Below are 20,650 nucleotides of genomic sequence, written 5' to 3' on the forward strand. Positions count from 1 at the left end.
TTCATCATTTCTCTTTATATTCACTATTCACTTCCTTTGTCTTCTTCACTTCATTGATTCCTGTACACTTTTTTTGTCGGCAAACCTTGTTCATAAAAGAAGGAAAAAAGAATGACTCAGTTTACTACCCCGGATCTTTGTGATGATTTTCCTGAAAAGATCTCCGTTGTTGAACCGGGTTTCAGAAACTTTGGTGGCGTTAATGCTTTTCATGGACAGGTCGTGACCTTGAAGTGTTTTGAAGATAATTCTCTGGTTCGTGAGTGGGTGGGGCAGCCAGGAGAAGGCAGAGTGTTAGTGGTTGATGGCGGTGGTTCCATGCGCAAGGCCATGTTGGGCGATATGCTGGCAGAGCGTGCCGTTGAAAACGGTTGGGCAGGCATTATTATTTATGGCTGCATCAGGGATGTCGATATTATTGCCGATTTACCGCTGGGTGTTCAGGCGCTGGGCTGTCATCCCATGAAGACAGATAAAAAAGGCGTGGGTGAAAGCAATCTGGTCGTCTCTTTTCACGGTGTTGATTTTGTACCTGAGGGCTATGTTTACGCCGATAATAATGGAATTCTTTTCTCCCGAGAGCAGTTGATATGACGCAATCTTGAAGGAGGGTTGAAAAAAGCCTGCTGTTAGATCACACGAAAGGATGATTGGGTCATCGATGAATGATCATGGCGTATTTTTCAATATCAATGTTTCCGCCTGAAGCGATGATTACAGTTGTTTTTCCCCTGAACTTTTCTGAGTGTTGCAATAGTGCCCCGAGTCCAATAGCGCCACTGGGCTCGAGGATTAGCTTCAGTTTGGAAGCCGCAAATCGGATGCCTTCGTGAACAAACTCTTCATCAACGGCCAGGCCGGCGACCTTTGAATTCTGTATGATTGAGAGATTCTTTTCCCCCGGGCTTAAAGCTTGAAGGGCATCACAGGAGCTGAATAGTTTGCCATCTGCTCTGGCGCGCTGCCCCTCTTCAATCGACAAAGTCATTCCTTCGTACCCGGAGGGTTCAATAGCCAGCACTTGGGTATCAGGGTAGTTCACAGTATTAAAAACCATGCTCGAACCGGCGGCCAGGCTACCGCCACCGGTCGGGCATAACAGGAAATGGCAGGTCTCTCCCATCTGTTCAAGTTGTTCGGAAGCTTCCATGGCGACAGCGGACTGACCCTGAATCAGAGTAGCATCATCAAAAGGGTGAAGCAGAGAGTAGTCATGCTGCCGGGAAAGTCTAACGGCCTCTGCGGCAGCTGCCTCCTCTCTGGATGGTTCGGATTGGTAACAGAGTTTAACGTCTGCACCATGGGCGCGGGCACTTTCTATCTTGTTCTTCGGGGCATCAGCGGGCATAACAAGGTGAACATCAATGCCCAATATCTCGCCTGCTGCAGCCAGTCCTCTGGCAAAGTTGCCGGAAGAATAAGCAATAACGCCTCGTGATTTCTCGTGTTTAGTGAGTTTTAGTAGTCTGTAGAGGGCTCCCCTGAATTTAAACGCGCCGGTTTTTTGCAGAGACTCAGCTTTCACAAATACTTTGCCTTGGACCCTGGCTCCCAGTTCTTCACTGGGAATCATAGGTGTCTTTCGAGTGTAGCTCTGCAGGCTTTGATAGATTTCCTTCAGGGTTTTTAAGTCAGGGATAGGCATAGAGGTCGGCATAGGGGTTCCATTTTGTACAACTCAGTACAGAATAGACACAATGAAGGGGGCGGGAGTTCCTATCGGTATGGAAAATGGCGTGCAATAAGAAACAGCTCTTCATCCGTTGAAGATGAAGAGCTGTTACAGGTACTAAAATTTGTCAGAAAGCTCCAAAATTTCCCACAATCAATTAAGGCACTATCGGTTCTTCTGGATCACGTGTGTGATGTGGTCAAAGTATCCTGTCCCAACTTCTTTCTGAGGGCATGAAAAGGTGTAGCCTCGTTCAAATGCAGCCTGCTCGGGTTGCTGAACCATTTCTGCGTAATGTTTCATGCCCTCTCCCTTACCGTAGTGATAAGCCAGATCAAACATGTTGTGCCACATACTGTGGATACCTGCCAGTGTGATGAACTGGAATTTGTAACCCATCTCACTTAGTTCATCCTGGAAGCGGGCAATGGTTTTATCGTCCATGTTCTTTTTCCAGTTAAAGGATGAAGAGCAGTTATAAGCCAGTAGTTGATTCGGGTATTCGGAACGAATAGCCTGGGCAAAGGTTCTTGCTTCGTCCAGATCCGGTGTCTCTGATTCATACCAGAGCAGGTCGGCAAAAGGTGCGTAAGCCAGTCCCCGGGCAATCGCCTGTTCAATACCCTTGCGGGTGCGATAGAAGCCTTCTTTGGTTCTCTCGCCGGTCAGGAAAGGCTGATCATAGTCATCGATATCAGAGGTGATCAGATCAGCTGTGCTGGCATCGGTTCTTGCCATAAGCAAAGTCGGAACTCCAGCGACATCTGCGGCCAGTCGAGCAGAAATCAGTTTGTCAACAGCTTCCTGGGTAGGAACAAGAACTTTTCCTCCCATGTGTCCGCACTTTTTGACAGAAGCCAGCTGGTCTTCAAAGTGAACACCCGCAGCGCCAGCTTCGATCATGCTTTTCATCAGCTCGTAAGTGTTACGGACTCCACCAAAGCCATCTTCACCATCGGCAATGATGGGAGCGAACATATCTCTGTATCCTGCATCGCCTGGTTCGATACCATTTTTCCATTGGATCTGATCTGCTCTCATGAAGCTGTTGTTCATTCTTTCGATTAACGCCGGTACCGAATCTACCGGATAGAGAGATTGATCGGGGTACATGGAGCTGGCCGAATTATTGTCGGCAGCCACCTGCCAGCCAGACAGGTAAACGGCTTCTAGTCCCGCTTTAACTTGCTGCAGTGCCTGACCCCCTGTCAGAGACCCCAGACTGTTTACGTAACCCTTGCGTGACTTGTTTTCATAGAGTAGAGTCCAGAGTTTCTCTGCTCCCATTTGTGCAAAGGTATTTTCTACCTTAATGGAACCGCGCAGACGGACGACATCCTCAGCTTTGTAGGTGCGTTTTACATTGGCCCAACGAGGATTTTCTGACCAGTCCTGTTCGATACGGGCAATCTCTTCAGCGCGATTATAAGTTGACATTGTATCGCCTCTCCTGAAAATCAAACGGTTGTTTGTCAAGGCAATTTCAATCTATAACAAAAGATAACAAACTTGATAATTTATTATGGTTATAGTGAATATTCTCATCAAAAATGTCACAATATCCTTCCCTTGCCACTAAATAGTTGGCTCTTTTACTGAAAAACTCTTCTTTATAACCGGAAAGTTAATGTCACAAGACTTCCGGAAGCTTTAAAGCAGTATTCTCTGGATTCAGGTGTCCTGAAGTGTCATTCAAAGAGCTTGCTGCCGCTTATAGCAATAAATGGGGCGTTTTTCAGGATCAGAGGATTGTTTGACTTTGCAGCAGGGGGATAACTATTCTTGGCCATCTGGCGAACCGCTTCAGGATGTAAACAAAAAATATGAACTTGGCTCGTGTTGATCTGAACCTGCTGGTGTATCTGGATGTGCTTCTGCGTGAAAGAAGTGTCACTAAAGCGGCTGAGCAACTGGGCATAACCCAGCCAGCGATGAGTAACGGGTTGAAAAGACTCAGGAGTTTGTTTAATGACCCTCTGCTGGTAAGAACCAGTGAAGGCATGTCTCCAACAGAGAGGGCTCTTGCCCTGAAACCCCAGATTGCAGACGCTTTGAAACTTTTGGAGCAGGCTCTTCTGCCCAGAGATGCCTTTAATCCTGGAGAGAGTTCCAGGGTGTTTCGTGTTATGGCCAGTGATTATTCAGAATCCACTGTCATTCCCATGGTGCTGAAAAAGCTCAGAGCTGAGGCTCCGGGGATTACTCTCGATATTCTCACGCCCAGCGATGTGACCTTTCATGATGTGGAGCATGGTCGTGTTGATATGGCCATTAACCGTTTCAGTCATATGCCGCAATCTTTTCACCAGTCATTGATCTGGGAGGACTCTTTTTCCTGTGTCCTGAGTCGCGACAATCCGGTTATTGGTAATTTCACCCTTGATAGTTATCTTTCCGCGCAGCATATATGGGCAAGTAAGACAGGTATGGGTGTCGGGGTGGGTATTGACCCAAAAGATGTTCAGCAACTCGGATGGGTTGATGAGGCGTTGTCGGCTATTGGTCACAAGCGTGACATCAGGGTCCTGACGAGACATTACCAGGTAGCCATGCTGCTCTCATCCCAAAATGACCTTATTGCGACTCTGCCCAGTAAGTTGGCTGAATTGCACCGCCATGAAGATGAGCTGGTGGTTTTGCCGCCGCCGTTTGAGATCCCCCCAATCCAGCTTCGTATGGCATGGAGCCCGTTGTTGCATCACGACGCCGGGCATAACTGGCTACGGCAGGTTATCAAAGCTACTGCACAACAAACCAAGCCGGGTGACGACCCTGTTTGATAACAAATGATAATTTATGTGAAATAAGTGGTCTAACTATCTAGAAAGTTGTGTTAACTAGTGTTAATCTCTGATTGCCTTTGAGCGATGGCGGGTAGCTAAGTGCTTTGCCTGTCGAAGTCCTGATAATACCCAAACGAGACCCACCGGAAGGTAAGATAAAATGAACTGGTTAACACAACTGAGCACAGAGCACACGCTTTACCCTGTGGCTGATGAATGTATTGAAAATACATCAGAAAGTTACTACCTGATCATCGCTGAGCAAAAGCAGGAATCACATCCGGACGATTGAGTTTCAGAATCCAGAAAAGCCGCCGTTGTGCGGCTTTTCTGTGCATAATCTTTGTTAATAATTGCTATTTATTGAAAAAATATCATATATAACTGAGTTGAATTGGTCATCACCTGTCGGTTCAAACAGAATAGTGCTCAGACTTGAGCTGTCGGATTTTTTGGTGAAAATCAGGCGGTCCATCTCAACATTGGCATTGTCCCCCACCTTATTTCGGTGAGGGTTCCCTGTTGGTCACCTGACAGGTTTCTGTTACATGGTTCGCTGCTCAGGGAGTAATCTTGGTTACTGCGTAAAACTCTCCCAGAGGGAGCTTTTATTGGGCTAATCAAGTTTGCTTCCAGGGTCTCAAACCAACTCTGCAGACTTAACATCCCGTGAGCCCCACGGCAGGTCTGACAGAAGCAGAAAAAATAGTTCACAGGCTTGCTCTTCGCAAGCCCCGCTTACATCTCCACCTGATTCGGTGGTGGTCTTACGCGAATTGAAGATAAAAGCGTGTAGAAGGAAGGCATATGGCTGATCGTATTCAGATCGGAGGTTTGCAGATAGCAGCCCCTATCCACAATCTCTTGGTTGAAGCTATTGAGGGCACTGGAGTGACTTCAGAGGTCTTCTGGTCAGGTTTTGAGGGTGTTCTGGATGAGTGCGTCCTTGAGAACAGGTCTCTGTTGCAGAGGCGGGAGGCTCTGCAAAATCAAATTGATCAGTGGCATAAAGAGCATAAACAGCAGCCCCATGATCCTTCTGCCTATAAACAGTTTCTGTTGGAAATCGGTTACCTGCAATCTGAGGGTGAAGGCTTTAAGATTACGACGGAAAATGTTGATACAGAAATTTCCTCCCAGGCGGGACCTCAGCTGGTTGTACCTGTGATGAATGCTCGTTTTGCACTTAACGCAGCGAACGCTCGTTGGGGAAGTCTTTATGATGCTTTGTATGGTACTGACGCTATTCCTGAAAGTGATGGTGCTGAGCGTGGTAAGGGCTATAACCCTGTGCGTGGACAGAAAGTCATCGCTTTTGGTAAGGCATTGCTTAATCAGGCGGCGCCTCTGGCTAAAGGAAATCATTCCAGGGTGGCCGGTTATGCTGTCAAGGAAGGGGAATTGGCTCTCTCTTTGGACGATGGCAGCGTAACGGCGCTGGCCCAGCCTGAAAAGTTTGTCGGGTATACAGGCAGTGAAAAAGCGCCTGATAGTGTTCTGATCAAAAATAATGGCCTTCATATTGAGATTCAAATTGACCGTCAATCTCCTATAGGAAAGGCTGATGCGGCCGGAGTGAAGGATCTGGTGGTAGAGGCAGCTCTGACAACTATTATGGACTGTGAAGATTCTGTGGCTGCCGTCGACGCTGAAGATAAAGCGTTGGTTTATCGAAACTGGCTCGGATTAATGAAGGCAGACCTGCAGGACACATTCATTAAAGGTGATAGAACCTTAACCCGTCAGCTGGTTGCTGATCGTAACTATACATCCCCCGCAGGTGAAGCGTTTTCTCTGCATGGCCGGAGTCTGATGTTTGTTCGAAATGTCGGGCATCTGATGACTACTGATGCCATTCTGGATCGTCAGGGAAATGAAATTCCAGAAGGCATTATGGATGGAATGTTTACTTCGCTGATTGCCATGCATGACCTGAAAAAACAGGACGGCATGAGAAACTCCCGCACCGGCAGCGTTTATATTGTTAAGCCAAAAATGCACGGGCCAGAAGAGGTAGACTTTACCAATAAGCTGTTTGGCAAGATTGAAGATGTTCTGGGTCTTGAGAAAAATACCCTGAAGGTTGGCATAATGGACGAAGAGCGTCGTACTTCTGTCAATCTCAAAGCCTGTATCCGGGCGGCCAGAGATCGCGTTGTCTTCATTAATACAGGTTTCCTTGATCGTACTGGAGATGAAATACACACCAGCATGGAAGCTGGTCCGATGATTCCAAAAGGCGAAATGAAACAGTCCGCCTGGATTAATGCTTACGAGGACCAGAATGTTGAGGTAGGACTTGACTGTGGTTTGGCCGGTCGTGCTCAGATTGGTAAAGGTATGTGGGCTATGCCGGATGAGATGGCCAAGATGCTGGCGACTAAAATCGGGCATCCCCAGTCAGGAGCGAATACCGCCTGGGTGCCTTCACCTAATGCCGCGACACTGCACTCTACTCATTATCATTCCGTAAATGTTCTTGAAGTTCAGGAATCTATAGCTGAGCGTCAAAGAGCGAGTCTGGATGATCTTCTGACTATTCCTTTGCTGCACGACAGGGCTTCTCTGACTGAAGATGTGATTCAGCAAGAGCTGGATAACAATGCTCAAGGTATTCTCGGTTATGTTGTTCGATGGGTGGATCAAGGTGTGGGTTGTTCAAAAGTTCCTGACATCCACAATGTTGGCTTGATGGAGGATCGCGCAACGCTGCGTATCTCCAGTCAGCATATGGCCAACTGGATGAGGCATGGTGTCTGTTCTGAGGAGCAGGTGATGGATGCCATGAAGCGTATGGCAAAGGTGGTTGATGAGCAGAATGCCGGGGATCCTGAATACCGACCTATGGCTCCCGATTATGATGCCAGTGTTGCTTTTAAAGCAGCGTGCGAGCTGGTCCTGAAAGGTTGTCAGCAGCCTAATGGATATACCGAACCGGTACTGCATGCAAGAAGGCGTGAATTTAAAGCCACTGCAAAATGAAATAACTGAATGGTAATAAATAAAGCCCTCAATTGAGGGCTTTGTTGTCTTGAAGCGATTTGCTCGCTTCGCTATCGTCAGGTTAGATCGCTCTAGCTTGAGAAGCAGCGTTGCCCACATAATTCGCGGGTGTCAGCTTCTTAAGTTCAGCTTTTACCCCGGCAGGCATGTTCAGGTTGTCAATAAAGGTCTCCAGAGTCGCCTGGGTGATGCCTTCCTGACCACGAGTCAGAGCCTTGAGCTTTTCGTAAGGCTGCTTAATACCGTATCTGCGCATAACTGTCTGGATGGGCTCCGCCAGAACTTCCCAGGCATTATCCAGGTCTTCATTCAGGCGTTCGGCATTGATCTGTAGCTTGCTGATACCTTTCAGAGTCGATGCATAAGCAATCAGGCTGTAACCCAGACCCGCTCCCAGGTTGCGCAGAACGGTTGAGTCTGTCAGGTCGCGCTGCCATCGGGAAACAGGCAGTTTCATAGCCAGATGCTGCATAACGGCATTAGCAATACCGAGGTTGCCTTCGGAGTTTTCAAAGTCAATCGGATTAACTTTGTGAGGCATGGTGGAAGAGCCTACTTCGCCGGCCACAGTTTTCTGTTTAAAGTATCCCTGGGAGATATAGCCCCAAATATCACGATCAAAATCGATCAAGACAGTGTTGAAACGGCAAATGGCATCAAATAGTTCAGCGATGTAGTCGTGAGGTTCAATCTGGGTGGTGTAGGGGTTCCATTCCAGACCCAGACTGGTGACAAACTTTTCAGCATGTTGCTGCCAGTCAATTTCAGGGTAAGCGGACAGGTGAGCATTGTAGTTACCAACGGCACCGTTGATTTTGCCTAGTGGAGTAATTCGGTTGATTTGCTGAACCTGACGGCGCAGACGGTAAGCAACGTTTGCCATCTCTTTGCCCAGCGTGGTAGGGGAGGCTGTTTGTCCGTGAGTACGGGACAGCATTGACTGATCGCTGTGCTGATGAGCAAGACTTTCGATTTCCTTGATGATCTGATGCATGGGCGGAAGTACCGCCTGTTCAATGCCAGTCTTCAACATCAGCCCGTGAGACAGGTTGTTAATGTCCTCGGAAGTACAGGCAAAGTGAACAAACTCACTGATAGTAGCCAGCTCATCGTTATCCTGTATTTTTTCCTTGATCAAGTACTCAACGGCCTTGACATCATGGTTCGTGGTGCGCTCAATTTCCTTGACGCGCTGGGCATCCTCAAGGGAAAAGTTGTCGACCAGCCGGTCTAAGAGGACGTTAGCACCCTTGGATAGTTCAGGAACTTCGATGATTTCGGGGTGGCTGGCCAGTGCCTGTAACCATTTAACTTCAACGGTCACTCGAAAGCGGATCAGACCATACTCACTGAAAATGCTTCTCAGGCTTTGGGTCTTGTCCCCATAGCGACCGTCGACGGGGGAAACAGCAGTCAGTGCAGACAGCTCCATGTTTAACATGCCTTATGCTCATACAAAGGACGCATCATACCGGAAAAAGGCTTTGGATGCAGGGTGGATGATTTGGTTTAAAGCTGATTCAAGCCGTTCAATAACTTTTTTCGGCTAAGTAATAACTGCCAGCGGCTGCCACCTGTCTGGCGCCAGAGAATGGCAGCCCGTATCCCGGCAAACAAAATGGCGCGTATCTTGTCAGCATTGCCCTGATTCTGAAGATGTTGGAGGTCGCCTGAAACTTGTACTCTTGTCTTAAAGGTGCTGATGGTGTCGAGGTAAATACCGGCAAGGCTGGCAATAACATTTTCATGGAGGATGCCAAAGTGGTCGGCCTGTTCCCTGCAGCGTTGCAGGCGCTGGGAGATCTCATTCAGCATGTCACGATTTCGGGAAAGTTTGCGTTCCAGATGTATCAGGGTCAGGGCATAACGAACGGTGTCGGCCTGGATCGCGTCGGCCTGACGTTGCAGGACATCTTTCAGTATTTTTCTGCCAGTGAGCAGGCTGTCGTAACCATTGAAGACATCCTCAACGCGATCAGGAGAGATGACAAACAGGCTGCCAATCAGTGGTTCGAGTGGCCCTTCACTGATTTGCCCGCTCTTGGCCAGACGTTCTACAAGGCCAGCAGCCTGAAAAATCGCTGAGAGGGCAGCTGCCTGTTCCTTTGCTGTGTATTGCACCTGAGTTTCTCTACCTTACTTATGCTTTCTCTTTTCGGAAGGTTGTCTGCTCCCGGTTGTGGAGAGTTGAGCGAACTGATTGATGTCTTATTGAATCTGAGCCTCACTCAGAGAGTGATGTCTGGTTTCAATAACTCCACCGCCCAGACAAATATCATTCTGGTAGAAAACAACAGACTGCCCCGGAGTGGCCGCCCTCTGAAGTTCGTCAAAAACCACAAGATATCTCCCATCTGGTGTTCGCTCAAGGCGGCAGGCCTGATCCTGTTGTCGATAGCGGATCTTGGCGGTCAGGCTGGCTGGCATTTCGGGCGCTGAGCCGGAGATCCAGAATATTTCAGAAGCGGTCAGGGCTTCAGAGAACAGCAAGGGGTGACTATTGCCCTGAGCAACGATCAGTTGATTGTTCTCAAGATCTTTCTCAACAACATACCAGGGCGATTCTGAAGCGCCTTTCAGTCCACCAATACCAAGCCCCTGCCTTTGGCCGATGGTATGGTACATCAAGCCTGAATGCTCGCCAATAACTGTGCCCTGATCGGTCGCAATGTCGCCAGGCTGGGCCGGAAGATACTGCTTCAGGAAATCACGAAAACGGCGCTCACCAATAAAGCAGATACCTGTGCTGTCTTTCTTGTTGTGGGTGATCAAATCGTGTTCTTCTGCTATGCGCCGAACTTCGGGCTTTGCTATTTCACCCACTGGGAACAAAGTTCTGGCCAGTTGTTCGGTTCCGACCTGATGCAGGAAGTAGCTCTGGTCTTTATTGGGGTCAAGACCCTTTTTGAGGCAAGCCCGGTCATTAATGTTGTCTCTGCGGGCGTAGTGGCCCATGGCGATACAGTCAGCTTCCAGTGTCAGGGCATAATCCAGAAAAGCCTTGAACTTGATTTCCTTGTTGCAGAGAATGTCGGGGTTGGGGGTGCGTCCGGCCTTGTATTCCTGCAAGAAATGCTCAAAGACATTATCCCAGTATTCAGCAGCAAAATTGGCTTTATGGAGTTTAATGCCAATTTTGTCGCAAACGGCCTGAGCATCTTCCAGATCGGTCATGGCAGTGCAGTATTCAGTGCCATCATCTTCCTCCCAGTTTTTCATGAACAAACCTTCTACCTGGTAACCCTGCTGTTTGAGCAGAAGTGCAGATACCGAGGAATCAACACCTCCGGACATACCCACGATTACACGGGTGTCCTGAGGGTTTTCGTCAGAAAAAGTGGCACAAGAGTCTATCATAGTTAATGTATGGCTGAATCGGGAAGCAGGGCATTGTACCTGTCTGGCTAATTCAGTTCTATAGAGTATTTCGATATGCAAACAGAAGATTGTGTAGCAAAACTACATTTATTCCTTACGCACATTGGTATATCTTATAGGCGATAACGTCAAAAGCGTTACGGGGCTGTGCAAATAAAGTGATAAATAGTGGTCGTCAAACTCCACTTAAACCCCTCCGCAGAGGCACCACAGCCAGTTGTTTTTTGGAGATAACATGACAACAGATACAACCAGAATTATTTACACTATTACTGACGAAGCTCCCGCCTTAGCCACCTATTCACTGCTCCCTATTCTCAAGGCTTTTACCCGAGCCGCAGACGTAGCCGTTGAAACCAAGGATATTTCACTGGCTGGTCGAATCATAGCTAATTTCCCTGAGAAGTTGAGTGCAGCACAAAAGCAAAGTGATGCTCTGTCTGAGTTGGGTATGCTGGCTAAGACGCCTCAGGCAAACATCATCAAGTTGCCTAACATCAGTGCTTCTATCCCGCAACTGACAGATGCGATCAAAGAGCTACAAGAACACGGTTATGACATTCCTGATTTTCCTGTAGAACCCGGGAATCCTGAAGAAGAAGTCATCAAGGCTCGTTATGCCAAAGTGCTTGGTAGTGCGGTAAACCCGGTTCTTCGAGAGGGTAACTCTGATCGCCGTGTTGCGGCTCCCGTAAAAGAGTTTGCGAAGAAGCATCCTCACTCTATGGGTGCCTGGACTGCAGATTCCAAATCTCACGTTGCTCATATGCACAGCGGTGACTTCTACTCCAGTGAGCAGTCAGCAGTCATGCCCGAGGCTACGGATGTAAGAATCGAGTTTGTTGGCAGTGATGGATCTGTTTCGGTGCTAAAACCGAGTACGAGCTTGTTGGCCGGTGAAGTTATTGATAGCGCTGTCATGAATGTGAAAGCTTTGAGGGCATTCTACGAAGCTTCTGCTCAGGAAGCTAAAGAGCAGAATGTTCTGCTCTCCCTGCACCTGAAAGCAACAATGATGAAGGTTTCTGACCCGATCATGTTTGGTCATGCTGTCACAGTCTTCTTTGAAGACGTGTTTGAGAAACACGCTTCTCTATTTTCAGATCTGGGCGTCGATCCGGACAATGGTCTGGGTGACGTTTATGCCAAGATTGCCAAACTGCCTGCTGAGCAGAAGGATGAAGTAAAGGCGGATATTCAGGCCGTATACAAGACTCGCCCTGAGCTGGCGATGGTGGACTCCGATAAGGGTATTACCAACCTGCATGTACCGAACGATGTCATTATTGATGCATCTATGCCTGCCGCTTTGCGTTCCTCGGGCCAAATGTGGGGGCCTGACGGAAAGCTGCATGACACCAAAGCTATGATTCCTGATCGTTGCTATGCGGCTATTTATCAGGAAGTCATCGATTTTTGTAAGGAGAACGGTGCATTCGATGTCACTACTATGGGTAATGTTTCCAACGTAGGTCTGATGGCTCAGAAAGCTGAAGAGTATGGTTCTCATGACAAAACCTTCAAGGCTCCTGCAAACGGCATTATCCGTGTTGTAGAAGAGTCTGGCAGTACTGTGTTTGAGCACAATGTTGAAGAGGGTGACATCTGGAGAATGTGTCAGACCAAGGACGCGCCAATTCGCGATTGGGTCAAGCTGGCCGTTAACCGTGCCCGGGCAACAGGGGCTCTGACTCTTTTCTGGCTGGACGAAAATCGTGCCCACGATGCCAACCTGATTGCCAAGGTCAACGAATACCTGAAGTTCCACAATACCGAGGGTCTGGATATCCGTATTCTTTCTCCGGTGGACGCTTGCCGTCTGAGTATGGAAACGATTCGGGCAGGTAAAGATGCCATTTCCGTGACCGGAAACGTTCTGCGTGATTACCTGACTGACCTGTTCCCGATTCTGGAGCTGGGTACCAGTGCTAAAATGCTCTCTATTGTCCCTCTGCTGGCTGGCGGAGGTCTGTTCGAAACTGGTGCTGGTGGTTCAGCTCCCAAGCACGTTCAACAGTTTGTTAAAGAGAATCATTTACGTTGGGATTCTCTGGGTGAATTTCTGGCTATCGCTGTATCGCTTGAAGATATTGCCGTTAAGACTGGGAATGCCAGGGCCCAGATTCTGGCTGACACATTGAACGCTGCTATTGGCCAATATCTGGATGCTAACAAGTCTCCTTCCCGAAGGGTGAAAGAGCTGGACAACCGTGGTAGTCATTTCTATCTGGCTCAGTTCTGGGCAGAAGCTCTGGCGGCTCAGCAAGTAGACCAGGAACTCAGCAGCAAGTTTTCCGGTCTGGCAAAGGAGCTGGTCGAGAAAGAAGGTCAGATTGTCTCGGAACTGGCAGATTGTCAGGGGGGGGGTGTTGATCTGGGTGGCTATTATGAGCCCACTCCAGCTAAAGCCACTGAAGCTATGCGTCCAAGCACTACCTTTAATGCGGCAATTGATGGCATGATTTAATTTCCGGGCATTTTTACCCATCAAGAATGGCTGCAGGCTTGTTCTGTGGTCGTTTTCTTGCTTGTCAGATCAAATGATTATTTTTCTGATTCTTTTGCTATTTTATTTCGGTTGTCAGTCGATGGTATCCATGAAATCAATAGCTTTTGAAGTGACGAGTGATGTAAATTGTTTTTCTTTGCTCTCAGCGTGTTTAGAATGGTATTCAGGGTGTAGTGCTTTTGACGTTTTTCGTCATCGACACCTGGTTACAGGCAGTCCAGAGCCTGGTTAATTCAGCTGTAAATTCACCTGGAAGCGAGTGCAATGCAGCAGATAGCAGTTCATCAATACATGAGTAACTTTGAGTGGCTTCGTCTAAGCTTAGAGAATGAAGGGATAGAGCAGGAAGGCGATCATGATATCGCTCTGGCACCAGCTAAAGCCAGAGTCAAACCGCCCGCTATGTATCAGGTTCTGCTCTTGAATGATGATTTTACACCGATGGATTTTGTGGTTGAGGTCCTGGAGAAATTTTTCAGCATGAGTAGTGAACAGGCAACACAAATCATGCTGATGGTTCATACGCAAGGCAAGGCTGTATGTGGATTGTTCAGCAAAGATGTTGCTGAAACCAAAGCCCAGCAAGTCAACGAGTACTCCAGAGAATTCCAGCATCCCCTGTTGTGCAAAACAATTAAGGCCGATTAGTGTTCTCAGGGTAATATCATATGCTCAATAAAGACCTCGAACTGACTCTTAACAGTGCTTTCCGTGATGTAAGAAGCAAGCGACATGAATTCATGACCGTGGAACATCTGCTTCTGGCACTGCTTGATAATGAATCCGCTTCCCGAGTACTTCTAGCTTGTGGTGTAGAAACCGAAAAGCTGCGCAGGGAACTGATTGATTTTGTTGATTCAACAACCCCTTTAATACCTGCCAACGATACCGAGCGAGAGACCCAACCCACTCTCGGGTTTCAGAGAGTTCTGCAACGCGCTGTATTTCATGTGCAAAGCTCAGGAAAAAAAGAAGTCACCGGTGCTAATGTTCTGGTTGCAATCTTTAGTGAGCAAGAAAGTCAGGCCGTTTATTTTCTGAAGCAGCAGGATGTTGCCCGCATAGATGTCGTCAACTATATCGCTCACGGAATTTCCAAAATGCCGGGCAATGAGTTGGAAGAGTTGGGTGGAGAGCTTATGGAGGAAAGCACTGACTCAGAGGCAGCCGGTCAAGACCCCCTTAAAAATTATGCCACTAACCTGAACGAACAGGCCCGTATAGGTAAGATTGATCCGCTGGTAGGTCGGGCAGAAGAGGTTGAGCGGGTATCCCAGATATTGACGCGACGTCGTAAGAATAATCCTCTGCTGGTGGGTGAAGCCGGAGTTGGGAAAACAGCCGTTGCTGAAGGTCTGGCAAAAAGAATAGTGGACGGAGAAGTTCCTGAAGTACTCTCCAAAGCGGTTGTGTATTCTCTGGATCTTGGTTCGTTGCTGGCTGGAACCAAATACCGTGGTGATTTTGAGAAGCGATTCAAAAAGTTGCTCAGCGAACTTAAAAAGCTCGATAACGCCATTCTCTTCATTGATGAGATTCACACTATTATTGGTGCCGGTGCTGCATCCGGTGGTGTTATGGATGCTTCTAATCTTTTAAAGCCACTGCTGACTTCTGGCGATCTTCGTTGCATAGGCTCAACGACCTTTCAAGAGTTTCGTGGTATTTTCGAAAAAGATCGTGCCCTGGCTCGTCGTTTCCAGAAAGTGGATATCAGTGAACCGAGTGTTGACGATACCATTGATATTCTTCGTGGTCTCAAGAGTCGCTTTGAAGAGCATCACACCATTGAATATAAGGATGATGCCCTGAAAGCTGCAGCAGAGTTAGCTAATCGCTATATCAACGATCGTCATATGCCTGACAAAGCGATTGACGTTATTGATGAGGCTGGTGCTTATCAGCGTCTTTTACCAGAGAATGAGCGCAAGAAGATCATTGAGGTGGGCGACGTTGAAAGTATTGTCGCCAAGATTGCCCGGATTCCACCTAAGTCTGTTTCTTCTTCTGATAAAGAGTTACTTTCCAAGCTTGAGAGGAATCTCAAAATGGTGGTCTTCGGCCAGGACGAAGCCATTGTTTCTCTTTCAACTGCGATTAAATTGTCGCGTGCTGGTTTGAAGGCGCCTGACAAGCCGGTGGGTGCTTTCCTGTTCTCTGGGCCAACAGGTGTCGGCAAAACGGAAGTTTGTCGTCAGTTAGCCAAGTCCATGGGGGTTGAGCTGGTCCGTTTTGACATGTCCGAGTACATGGAAGCTCATACAGTTTCCAGACTGATAGGTGCACCTCCTGGCTATGTCGGTTATGACCAGGGAGGACTTTTGACAGAAGCGATCAACAAGACACCCCATTGTGTCTTGTTGCTGGACGAAATTGAGAAAGGGCATCCGGATGTATTTAACCTGCTTTTGCAGGTGATGGATCACGGCACTCTGACAGACAACAATGGTCGTAAAGCTGACTTTAGAAATGTTATTCTGATCATGACGACCAATGCTGGTGCTGAAAGCATGACGCGTACTTCTATTGGTTTCACTGAGCAGGATCATACGACAGACGGTATGGAAGCCATTAAGAAAACCTTTACACCGGAATTCAGGAACCGTCTTGACTCCATCATTCCCTTTGACTCATTGACCGAGGATACTATCAAGCATGTTGTCGATAAGTTCCTTACAGAGCTTCAGGCGCAGCTGGATGAGAGAATGGTTCAGATTGACGTTGATGATAAGGCACGAGAATGGCTGGCAGAGAAAGGTTATGATCGGATGATGGGGGCTCGTCCTATGGGGCGTGTTATTCAGGAGCATCTCAAGAAGCCCCTGGCGGAACAGATCCTTTTTGGCAAGCTGTCTGAGAGTGGTGGCTTTGTCCGCGTGACAGTCAAGAAAGGAGGGCTGTTCCTGAAATTCGAACCTGCCAAAAGCCTGACTTCGGATCTTGAAGTTGTGGATGGTGAGCAGGGCTGAAAAAAAGCCAGGAGAGGGACAGGGGCAAGAGGCCCCTGTCAGCGGGAACGGTATGTGATACGGCCTTTGGTCAGGTCATAAGGAGTCAGTTCAACTTTGACTTTATCACCTGTCAGAATGCGGATGTAGTTTTTACGCATTTTGCCTGAAATATGTGCGGTCACAACGTGACCGTTCTCCAGTTCTACACGGAACATAGTATTAGGCAGGGTGTCAATGACAGTGCCTTCCATTTCAAGACTTTCTTCTTTCGCCATATAAAGTTTGACCTCAGGAATAGAGCGTTAGCTGAATAAATCTGGCAGGCATTCTGCCTGAAAACCAGCTTTAAAGCAAAGTGAACCGGCCTTTATCCATATAAAAACATTCTCTGTCATCACTTTCGATCCCCATCAAATCCTGATTGACCAGATAATACGGTGAATTAACTGGGAGTTAATGTCGCTGTAGCTGATTAACCCTGTCTGAATAATCAGTTACAGTGTATGTCAGGACGACTACCTCAAAGTAACCCAGCGGTTGTTAACATAGACTTCCAGAGGACGGTATTGAATTTTGTAACTCATTTTTTTGCAGTCCTTGATCCAATAGCCCAGGTGAAGGTGCTTGAGCCCCAGTTTTTTGGCTTCCTCTATCTGCCAGAGAATGCAGTAACTGCCCAGACTTCTGGTTTTGCTGACTTCAGGGTCATAAAAGGTATAAATTGCAGAGAGTCCATTTGACAGCTCGTCGGTGACTGCAACAGCCACGAGTTTTTCGTCCAGCCAGAATTTGTAGTAGCAACAGAATTCAGGGCAACCTACCAAAAAGGATTGGAATTGCTCCATTGAGGGAGGGTACATATCGCCATCGCGATGCTGTATGGAGATGTATTTTTTGTAAAGCTGATAGGTTTCTTCATCGTATTCAGCTTCGGATCGGGTGACCAGGATATCCCGATTTTTTTTTAATAGCTTTCTGTGCTTGCGTCTGGGTTCGAAACTCTTGGCAACCACTCTGGCCGGAATGCAAGCGTTGCAGCCCTGACAGTGAGGTCTGTATACGTGTCGACCGCTTCTTCGAAATCCAATGTCGGCCAAATGCCGATAAAGAGCTGGATCCAAGTCTTTGTCGGGATCCATAAATAATGTTATAGCCTGCTTATCCTCCAGGTAGCTGCAGTTGTGTGGCTGGGTTGCGTAAAATTTAAGATCTTTAAGTGCGCTCATCAGCTTCGGCCGTCCATTGCCCTGTCTAATTCCAGTGTGCACTGGTTGCAGGCGTTCGGCAACCGTCTTTCAATGCCTTGAGAAATGCATCCCGGCTTATCATTCTCGCGCCCAGTGACTCCAGGTGGGGGCTGTGTATCTGGCAATCGATCAGATGGAAGTTTCTATTCAGCAACTCTTTGCACAACATAATCATTGCAAGTTTTGACGTATTGGTTTCGAAACTGAACATGGATTCTCCAAAGAATACTTTGTCAATCGTGACGCCATAAAGCCCGCCCACCAGCTTATTGCCTGACCAGACTTCCACCGAATGAGCCAGACCCTCTTTAAAAAGGGCAGTATAGGCTTCTTTCATTTCTTTGATGATCCATGTGCCATCCTGATTTTTCCGGGGCGACGAGCAGGCAGTCATGACTTCACTGAAGGCTTCATCAAAACTCACTCTATAAGAGTGTTTTTTTAGAAAACGCTTCATGGAGCGGCTTATGTGCAGATACTCTGGATAAAGCACCATTCTTGGGTTAGGAGACCACCAGAGAATGGGTTCGCCTTCGTTGAACCAGGGGAAGATGCCCCTCTTGTATGCGTCAGTCAGTGTTTCAGGGGCAAGGTTGCCACCCATAGCCAATAGGCCATCAGGGTAATCCAGAGCCTCATGAGCAGCAGGAAATTGAGGTCTATCGGGATCTAGTAAAGGAATGGTTTTGCGCATTATCTGGGCAGCCGGGTTAAAAAAGAGATCAGGTTTTCGGTTTTACTGTTAGTGAATACGGCAATCTCGGTTTTTGATTAGTGTATTCGCTAATGGGCGTTCGTTCTCGCAGGGGCTATTTTCATAGACTCTTTCCCCCTCATCAACAGGAGATAGCTGTGACCCAGCTTGTTGAATTATCCCCTCAACCTATTTGGCGACACTTTCAGGCACTTTGCAAGATTCCCCGCCCCTCCAGGCATGAAGATGCTGTGCGTGCCTACGTAAAGGAGTTTGGCGAAAATCTTGGTCTGGATACCCTGATAGACGAAGTCGGCAACGTGATCATTCGCAAGCCAGCTACTCCGGGTATGGAAAACCGCCGTGGCGTTGTTCTCCAGAGTCACCTGGACATGGTGCCTCAAAAAAACGCAGATACAGAACATGATTTTACTAAAGATCCTATCAGGGCGTACGTTGATGGCGATTGGGTTACTGCGGAAGGAACCACTCTGGGAGCCGATAATGGTATTGGTGTTGCAGCGGCTATGGCGGTGCTTGAGTCGACGGATATTCCCCATGGTCCTGTTGAAGCTCTGTTTACCATTGATGAAGAGAGTGGGATGACCGGAGCTCACGGTCTTAAGCCTGGTTTGCTGAAGGGTGAGATCATGCTGAACATGGACTCTGAAGATGAAGGAGAGCTCTATGTTGGCTGTGCTGGTGGTGTCGATGTTTGTATTTCTCACAGTTACCAGGAAGAGTCTTTGGAGGAAGGATATAGCAGTTTCACTCTTGCTTTGAAAGGCTTGAAAGGCGGTCATTCCGGTATTGATATCAAACTGCAGCGGGGTAATGCCAACAAGCTGATGGTGAGGCTACTGAAAGCCTTGTCTGGAATAGGTGCCAGACTGACAGAATATTCCGGCGGTTCACTCAGAAATGCAATCCCGAGAGAAGCCTTTGCTCAGGTAGCTATCCCTCTAAGTAGTCGCGAAGAAGCTGCCCGAATAGTTGATGAGTATCTGAATGTATTTCGTACAGAGCTGTCAGAAGCAGAGCCAGATCTGAGTCTTGTTATGCAGGTCTCAGAATCTGTTCGGAAGGCTATGACCCCGGAAGCACAAAGTCAGCTGATGAACACCCTGCATGTATCTCCAAATGGCGTCCACCGGATGAGTCTGAGTGTTGAAGGGGTGGTGGAAACATCAAATAACCTGGCCGTCATCAAGATAAAGGAGGGTCGGATTACCATAGAAAACATGGTACGAAGCCTTATTAACAGTGCCAGGGAAGAACATGCCGAGAGTATTGCCGGTCTTTATCGGTTAATCGGAGCAGAAGTCAAAAAGCAGGGGGGTTACCCCGGATGGAGGCCCAATGCTGAGTCTACTATTTTGAAAACCATGAAGGATATTCATGAACAGGTGTTCGGTTACGAGCCTGAGATCAAAGTCATTCATGCTGGCCTGGAGTGTGGGTTACTGGGTGGTGTTTACCCAAACTGGGACATGATTTCTTTTGGCCCAACCATTCGGTTCCCTCATTCACCGGATGAAAAGGTCCATATTCCGGCGGTTGGAAATTTCTGGAACTACCTGATTAAAACACTGGAGGCCATACCAGAAGCCTGATTGACCAATAATGCTGTCAGAATGAGCAAATAAACTGGCAGCATTGCAAAAAATTGTGTAAATTGCGCTTTCCTAGGGGAAGTAAGTGTAATAAACTTGCCTCCGTCTAAAGTCAGTCTGCTTTTGCCAGCCATTGAATGAAGAACAATTGATCTCATTATCAAATATCCCCCATACATGTGTGGATGCCCTGCGCTGGCAAGGGCAGCTTCCTGTTGTCATCACTTCAAACTCTTTTCGGAGGTAGGTAATTAATATGGGTACCCTGAGCGCGGGAGGCCGTTTCTTTAAAAATGAAGAACTGGACGTTATTGAGCAACAGCGCCTGCAAGCTCTCCTTGATATCACTGATCAGCACGATAAAGAAGTGACTCAGCTGAAGTCACGGCTTGATGCGGCTGAGCAGAAGGCTGAAAAGCTGAACAAGCAGGTCAAGAGCGCTGATAACGAGCTGAAAACGCTGCGAGCCAGCAATCCTGATCGTATGAAGAAACAGATCAAACGTCTGCAGGAGCAGAACCGGACTCTGACGACAGAGAACGGGACACTGAAAACCAAGCAGAAGCAGCTCACTCAGCAGCTCAATGCCAGTAAGCAGGAGCTGGAGCAACTTCAGGCTGAAAAGGTTGATCAGGAAGAAAGCGAAGAGAGCTTGTAAAAGGCTCTTGTAGTGTGCAGCAGGCTGTGCAGCGTATGGATATGAGGCTCAAGCCATCAGGCAGTTATGTCTTGAAAAGATATATACTGTATAGCCCTTGCTGATTAGCACGTTTATTCATCCAGTTGCCATTTCCTGGTAA

The 20,650-nt window shown here is 47.8% G+C and carries 17 protein-coding genes; 9 read left to right on the top strand and 8 right to left on the bottom strand.

The window, feature by feature from the left end:
* Nucleotides 1-111: 111 nt before the first annotated feature.
* The gene (gene rraA, locus ACOMG9_RS11570) at nt 112-594 is read left to right on the top strand and encodes a ribonuclease E activity regulator RraA (protein ID WP_422133680.1); all 483 of its coding nucleotides are present in this window, start codon (nt 112-114) and stop codon (nt 592-594) included.
* A gap of 61 nt (nt 595-655) precedes the next feature.
* On the opposite strand, the gene ACOMG9_RS11575 is transcribed toward rraA, so the two are convergent.
* Nucleotides 656-1,657, bottom strand: coding sequence for a threonine ammonia-lyase (locus ACOMG9_RS11575; protein WP_422452276.1), 1,002 nt, complete (start codon nt 1,655-1,657; stop codon nt 656-658).
* Nucleotides 1,658-1,837: 180 nt separating this feature from the next.
* Nucleotides 1,838-3,109, bottom strand: coding sequence for an isocitrate lyase (aceA, locus tag ACOMG9_RS11580; RefSeq protein WP_448217006.1), 1,272 nt, complete (start codon nt 3,107-3,109; stop codon nt 1,838-1,840).
* Nucleotides 3,110-3,495: 386 nt separating this feature from the next.
* Between aceA and ACOMG9_RS11585 the strand changes: the two genes are divergently transcribed.
* The 3 genes from ACOMG9_RS11585 to ACOMG9_RS11595 all read left to right on the top strand — a co-directional run bounded on the left by ACOMG9_RS11585 (nt 3,496) and on the right by ACOMG9_RS11595 (nt 7,437).
* Nucleotides 3,496-4,452, top strand: a complete 957-nt coding sequence (locus tag ACOMG9_RS11585) for a LysR family transcriptional regulator (RefSeq protein ID WP_448217007.1) — start codon at nt 3,496-3,498, stop codon at nt 4,450-4,452.
* A gap of 163 nt (nt 4,453-4,615) precedes the next feature.
* Nucleotides 4,616-4,747 (top strand): hypothetical protein, encoded by a 132-nt coding sequence (locus tag ACOMG9_RS11590; RefSeq protein ID WP_422133684.1) that lies wholly within the window; start codon nt 4,616-4,618, stop codon nt 4,745-4,747.
* Nucleotides 4,748-5,262: 515 nt separating this feature from the next.
* The gene (locus tag ACOMG9_RS11595) at nt 5,263-7,437 is read left to right on the top strand and encodes a malate synthase G (RefSeq protein ID WP_448217008.1); all 2,175 of its coding nucleotides are present in this window, start codon (nt 5,263-5,265) and stop codon (nt 7,435-7,437) included.
* Nucleotides 7,438-7,519: 82 nt separating this feature from the next.
* Here the strand turns inward: ACOMG9_RS11595 and purB are convergent, their stop codons facing one another.
* The 3 genes from purB to mnmA form a co-directional block, all read right to left on the bottom strand.
* Complete coding sequence (gene purB / locus ACOMG9_RS11600) at nt 7,520-8,890, bottom strand: adenylosuccinate lyase (RefSeq protein ID WP_448218638.1); 1,371 nt, start codon at nt 8,888-8,890, stop codon at nt 7,520-7,522.
* Nucleotides 8,891-8,967: 77 nt separating this feature from the next.
* Nucleotides 8,968-9,579, bottom strand: coding sequence for a high frequency lysogenization protein HflD (gene hflD, locus ACOMG9_RS11605; protein ID WP_422133686.1), 612 nt, complete (start codon nt 9,577-9,579; stop codon nt 8,968-8,970).
* Between the two features lie 87 nt (nt 9,580-9,666).
* On the bottom strand, nt 9,667-10,815 hold the full coding sequence (gene mnmA, locus ACOMG9_RS11610; RefSeq protein ID WP_448217009.1) for a tRNA 2-thiouridine(34) synthase MnmA: 1,149 nt from the start codon (nt 10,813-10,815) through the stop codon (nt 9,667-9,669).
* Between the two features lie 256 nt (nt 10,816-11,071).
* On the opposite strand from mnmA, the gene ACOMG9_RS11615 reads away from it, so the two are divergent.
* From ACOMG9_RS11615 to clpA, 3 genes are all read left to right on the top strand, one after another.
* Nucleotides 11,072-13,303 (top strand): NADP-dependent isocitrate dehydrogenase, encoded by a 2,232-nt coding sequence (locus ACOMG9_RS11615; protein WP_494530274.1) that lies wholly within the window; start codon nt 11,072-11,074, stop codon nt 13,301-13,303.
* Between the two features lie 306 nt (nt 13,304-13,609).
* Entirely contained in the window at nt 13,610-13,993 is a 384-nt protein-coding gene (gene clpS, locus ACOMG9_RS11620; protein ID WP_422133689.1) for an ATP-dependent Clp protease adapter ClpS, read from the top strand.
* A 20-nt stretch (nt 13,994-14,013) separates the two neighbouring features.
* Entirely contained in the window at nt 14,014-16,314 is a 2,301-nt protein-coding gene (gene clpA, locus ACOMG9_RS11625; protein ID WP_422133690.1) for an ATP-dependent Clp protease ATP-binding subunit ClpA, read from the top strand.
* Between the two features lie 38 nt (nt 16,315-16,352).
* Here the strand turns inward: clpA and infA are convergent, their stop codons facing one another.
* The 3 genes from infA to aat form a co-directional block, all read right to left on the bottom strand.
* Nucleotides 16,353-16,571 (bottom strand): translation initiation factor IF-1, encoded by a 219-nt coding sequence (infA, locus tag ACOMG9_RS11630; RefSeq protein WP_252180026.1) that lies wholly within the window; start codon nt 16,569-16,571, stop codon nt 16,353-16,355.
* Nucleotides 16,572-16,811: 240 nt separating this feature from the next.
* Nucleotides 16,812-17,522 carry an arginyltransferase gene (locus ACOMG9_RS11635; RefSeq protein ID WP_422133691.1) on the bottom strand — a complete coding sequence of 237 codons (711 nt, stop codon included), beginning with the start codon at nt 17,520-17,522 and terminating at the stop codon, nt 16,812-16,814.
* A 25-nt stretch (nt 17,523-17,547) separates the two neighbouring features.
* The gene (gene aat, locus ACOMG9_RS11640; RefSeq protein ID WP_448217012.1) at nt 17,548-18,237 is read right to left on the bottom strand and encodes a leucyl/phenylalanyl-tRNA--protein transferase; all 690 of its coding nucleotides are present in this window, start codon (nt 18,235-18,237) and stop codon (nt 17,548-17,550) included.
* 158 nt (nt 18,238-18,395) lie between these two features.
* Here aat and ACOMG9_RS11645 point away from each other — a divergent pair, with 158 nt between their 5' ends.
* Entirely contained in the window at nt 18,396-19,850 is a 1,455-nt protein-coding gene (locus ACOMG9_RS11645; RefSeq protein WP_494530275.1) for an aminoacyl-histidine dipeptidase, read from the top strand.
* Between the two features lie 256 nt (nt 19,851-20,106).
* Nucleotides 20,107-20,508, top strand: coding sequence for a hypothetical protein (locus ACOMG9_RS11650; protein WP_422133694.1), 402 nt, complete (start codon nt 20,107-20,109; stop codon nt 20,506-20,508).
* The last annotated feature ends 142 nt before the right edge of the window (nt 20,509-20,650 follow it).

The sequence above is a fragment of the Endozoicomonas sp. PH6C genome (assembly GCF_059322965.1).

What these genes read in the sequence shown, in the direction of transcription:
- rraA (WP_422133680.1), top strand. Translation starts at nt 112, where the DNA reads ATGACTCAGTTTACTACCCCGGATCTTTGTGATGATTTTCCTGAAAAG.
- ACOMG9_RS11575 (WP_422452276.1), bottom strand. Translation starts at nt 1,657, where the DNA reads ATGCCGACCTCTATGCCTATCCCTGACTTAAAAACCCTGAAGGAAATC.
- aceA (WP_448217006.1), bottom strand. Translation starts at nt 3,109, where the DNA reads ATGTCAACTTATAATCGCGCTGAAGAGATTGCCCGTATCGAACAGGAC.
- ACOMG9_RS11585 (WP_448217007.1), top strand. Translation starts at nt 3,496, where the DNA reads ATGAACTTGGCTCGTGTTGATCTGAACCTGCTGGTGTATCTGGATGTG.
- ACOMG9_RS11590 (WP_422133684.1), top strand. Translation starts at nt 4,616, where the DNA reads ATGAACTGGTTAACACAACTGAGCACAGAGCACACGCTTTACCCTGTG.
- ACOMG9_RS11595 (WP_448217008.1), top strand. Translation starts at nt 5,263, where the DNA reads ATGGCTGATCGTATTCAGATCGGAGGTTTGCAGATAGCAGCCCCTATC.
- purB (WP_448218638.1), bottom strand. Translation starts at nt 8,890, where the DNA reads ATGGAGCTGTCTGCACTGACTGCTGTTTCCCCCGTCGACGGTCGCTAT.
- mnmA (WP_448217009.1), bottom strand. Translation starts at nt 10,815, where the DNA reads ATGATAGACTCTTGTGCCACTTTTTCTGACGAAAACCCTCAGGACACC.
- ACOMG9_RS11615 (WP_494530274.1), top strand. Translation starts at nt 11,072, where the DNA reads ATGACAACAGATACAACCAGAATTATTTACACTATTACTGACGAAGCT.
- clpS (WP_422133689.1), top strand. Translation starts at nt 13,610, where the DNA reads ATGCAGCAGATAGCAGTTCATCAATACATGAGTAACTTTGAGTGGCTT.
- clpA (WP_422133690.1), top strand. Translation starts at nt 14,014, where the DNA reads ATGCTCAATAAAGACCTCGAACTGACTCTTAACAGTGCTTTCCGTGAT.
- infA (WP_252180026.1), bottom strand. Translation starts at nt 16,571, where the DNA reads ATGGCGAAAGAAGAAAGTCTTGAAATGGAAGGCACTGTCATTGACACC.
- ACOMG9_RS11635 (WP_422133691.1), bottom strand. Translation starts at nt 17,522, where the DNA reads ATGAGCGCACTTAAAGATCTTAAATTTTACGCAACCCAGCCACACAAC.
- aat (WP_448217012.1), bottom strand. Translation starts at nt 18,237, where the DNA reads ATGCGCAAAACCATTCCTTTACTAGATCCCGATAGACCTCAATTTCCT.
- ACOMG9_RS11650 (WP_422133694.1), top strand. Translation starts at nt 20,107, where the DNA reads ATGGGTACCCTGAGCGCGGGAGGCCGTTTCTTTAAAAATGAAGAACTG.